The organism is Actinophytocola sp., from assembly GCF_035712165.1.
In the GTDB taxonomy this organism is placed as follows: domain Bacteria; phylum Actinomycetota; class Actinomycetes; order Mycobacteriales; family Pseudonocardiaceae; genus DASYTH01.
On the sequence record NZ_DASTBH010000059.1, the window covers coordinates 1 to 2,927 of the forward strand.

General features: G+C 69.8%; 4 protein-coding genes. 1 reads left to right on the top strand and 3 read right to left on the bottom strand.

Features of this window, described 5'->3' with window-relative positions:
* The 3 genes from VFO68_RS02780 to VFO68_RS02790 all read right to left on the bottom strand — a co-directional run.
* A partial coding sequence (locus VFO68_RS02780; protein WP_325156532.1) for an ATP-dependent 6-phosphofructokinase occupies positions 1 to 814 on the bottom strand: 814 nt, incomplete at its 3' end.
* Between the two features lie 106 nt (positions 815 to 920).
* Positions 921 to 1,424 (bottom strand): polyadenylate-specific 3'-exoribonuclease AS, encoded by a 504-nt coding sequence (locus VFO68_RS02785; RefSeq protein ID WP_325156533.1) that lies wholly within the window; start codon positions 1,422 to 1,424, stop codon positions 921 to 923.
* 28 nt (positions 1,425 to 1,452) lie between these two features.
* Positions 1,453 to 2,208, bottom strand: coding sequence for a lysophospholipid acyltransferase family protein (locus tag VFO68_RS02790; protein ID WP_325156535.1), 756 nt, complete (start codon positions 2,206 to 2,208; stop codon positions 1,453 to 1,455).
* A gap of 297 nt (positions 2,209 to 2,505) precedes the next feature.
* Between VFO68_RS02790 and VFO68_RS02795 the strand changes: the two genes are divergently transcribed.
* Positions 2,506 to 2,927: hypothetical protein (locus VFO68_RS02795; protein WP_325156534.1), on the top strand; the 422-nt coding region annotated here is incomplete at its 3' end.

Consider the following 2,927-nt stretch of genomic DNA (forward strand, 5'->3'; position numbering starts at 1 on the left):
CGTGGACCAGGTCTCCGCGTACGTGGAGAAGCGCTTCCAGACCCAGTACGCGCCGATCGTCGTGGTCGCCGAGGGCGCGCAGCCCCTCGACGGCCAGATGGTGCTGCACAACCAGGAGCTGGACTCGTTCGGGCACGTGCGGCTGGGCGCCCTCGGCGACCACGATGATCGGTGCGTAGCGGGTCTGGAAGCGGTCCTCGACGTAGGCGCACAGGGCCTCGATGTCGAACGGGTGCTCCGGGATGAGGACGGCGCTGGCGCCGCCGGCGATCCCGGTGTGCAGCGCGATCCAGCCGGCGTGCCGGCCCATCACCTCGACCACCAGGGCGCGGTGGTGCGACTCGGCCGTGGTGCGCAGCCGGTCGATGGCCTCGGTCGCGATGTGCACCGCGGTGTCGAAGCCGAACGTGTAGTCGGTGGCGGCCAGGTCGTTGTCGATGGTCTTGGGCACCCCGACCACGCCGACGCCGTCGTCGGTGAGCCGTTTGGCCACCCCGAGGGTGTCCTCGCCACCGATCGCGATCAGCGCGTCGACCCCCTGGTCGGAGAGCACCCGCTTGATCTGGTCGACCCCGCCCTCGTCCTTGTACGGGTTGGTCCGGGAGGAGCCCAGGATGGTGCCACCCCGGGCCAGGATGTCCTCGACGTCGGCGAGCCCGAGCGGGCGGGAGTTGCCCTGCATGGGCCCCTGCCAGCCGTTGCGGAACCCGACGATCTCCCAGCCGTTCGCCTCGATGCCCTTGCGGACGACCGCCCTGATCACGGCGTTCAGTCCGGGACAGTCACCACCACCGGTGAGCACACCAACACGCATTAGCCGATCCTCCATCCCAGGACTCAAGTGGGGCTGGTCTCAGTCTGAACCACTGAGCCGGCCCAAGCGTGCCACCAACTGGATCGGTGCAGCAATCGGCCCCCGGTTAACTCACGGGGAAACCGCGGCGAACGCGTTCGGCCTCGATCACCCGCCACCGGGCCAGGTTGTGCCGGGCGTCGGCGAGCGCGTCGTGCGCGTCCTCGGGCGGCACCGGCAGGGTCGGCTTGCCCACGTCCTCCCAGCGCTGGCGCAACTCCCTGGTGAACCGCGGCAGCACCCGCGGCAGCGCCGGCATGTCCCCCCACAGCTGGGCCAGCGCGACGTGGTCGTAGGCGGCGAACCACGCCCACAGCTCGACCTTCTCGCCGTGCGGGCTCAGGAACCGCATCAGCCGCTCGCGGATCGCGGCGCGGTCGCACCAGGCCGGGTCGCTCGGTGGCGGCAGCTTGTCCAGCACGTGCTCGCGTACCCACTGGCCGGCCCTGGTCGGGTTGAACTCGGTGGACACGGCGTAGAACTCACGGCCGTTCTCGTCGACGACACCGATCGACACCAGGTCGATGGTCGACCCGTCCTCGATGAACTCGGTGTCGTAGAAGAACCGCATCACGGCACTCTAGTGCGGCCGGAGGGACTCATCCCGCCTTGATCTGCGGAACCCGGTCGGCGTCGGAGGACGAGGACTGCGTCGGCACCATCGCGCCGGTGGCGGCCACGCCCATCATCTCCTTGGCCTTGGCGGCGTAGACGTCCACGTACTCCTGGCCGGACAGCTCCATCAGCGTGTACATGACCTCGTCGGTGATCGACCGTTCCACGAAGCGGTCACCGGCCAGGCCGTAGTAGCGGGAGAAGTCCAGCGGCTCGCCGATCTTGATGTGGATCTTGTGCGGCTTCCACATCTTCGACCCGATCGGGTTGGCCTTGTCGGTGCCGAACATCGCCACCGGCACCACCGGAACCCGGGACTCCAGCACCATCCGCGCCATGCCGGTCTTGCCCTTGTACAGCCGGCCGTCCGGCGAGCGGGTGCCCTCCGGGTAGATGCCCAGCAGGTGTCCCTCGCGCAGCAGCCGGATGCCGGTGTCCAGGGCGGCCTGCGCGGCCGCGCCGCCGGAGCGGTCGATCGGGATCTGGCCGACCCCGGTGAAGAACCACTTCTTGAACCTGCCCTTGATACCGGGCTGGGTGAAGTACTCCAGCTTGGCCGGGAAGGTCACCCGGCGGCGCACCTTGAGCGGCAGGAAGAACGAGTCGGCCACCGCGAGGTGGTTGCTGGCCAGCACCGCCCCGCCGTCGGCCGGGATGTTCTCGGCCCCCTCGACCGTCGGCCGGAAGAACAGGTGCAGCAGCGGGCCGATGAACACCCGCTTCATGAGCCAGTACAGCACCGCGAACCGCACCTCCCGTTCCCCTTCACGCCCCGCCGTCGTCCGCCGACTCTACGGAGCCCCAGCGCGCGGGCACAATCCCGGCACGCCCACCGCCGGAAACCCGTAACACCGGCATGGGATACGGAGACTTCGATGTCACACGGTACATAACGGTGAAACACAAGGGGCGTCCCGCGAGTGTGGGATCGCGCACCGGACAACTCACCCCGAGCGGACCATCCATCCGGGTGGCGGTTCGTGCGACGATGGGGCGCACCACGAGCAGCACGGCCTAGTCGCCAGAGGAGGGCCGGGGTGTCCGATCGACCCGAGGATGTCGACGCCGCCTTCGCCGCGATCGTCGCCGATCTCGAACGTGAGGGGCTGGGCTCCGGCCTGCAGGCCGACACCGAACCCACCGACTCGATCCCGGCGCCCGGCGAACCGCAGCCACCCAAGCCGGAGGTCACCACCGGCGAGCCGACCGCCCCGATCGCGGCGGCCTGGCGCGGGCACGACACCGAATGGGACTGGTCCTGGAGCACCGACGAGGAGCACTACGTCCCGCCGGAGCCGCCGCCGCTGCCCAGACTGCGCCCGCTGACGATCCTGGCGCTGGTGCTGGTGGCCGCCGGGGTCCTGCTGCTGGTCTCACCCGGCCTGCTCGGCCTCGACCCCCGGATCGCCACGCCGATCTCACTGGTCGCCCTGGTGGGCGGGTTCGGGCTGCTGTTCCT

Excerpts from the sequence above, each read along its gene's own strand:
- VFO68_RS02785 (WP_325156533.1), bottom strand. The coding sequence starts at position 1,424 with ATGCGGTTCTTCTACGACACCGAGTTCATCGAGGACGGGTCGACCATC.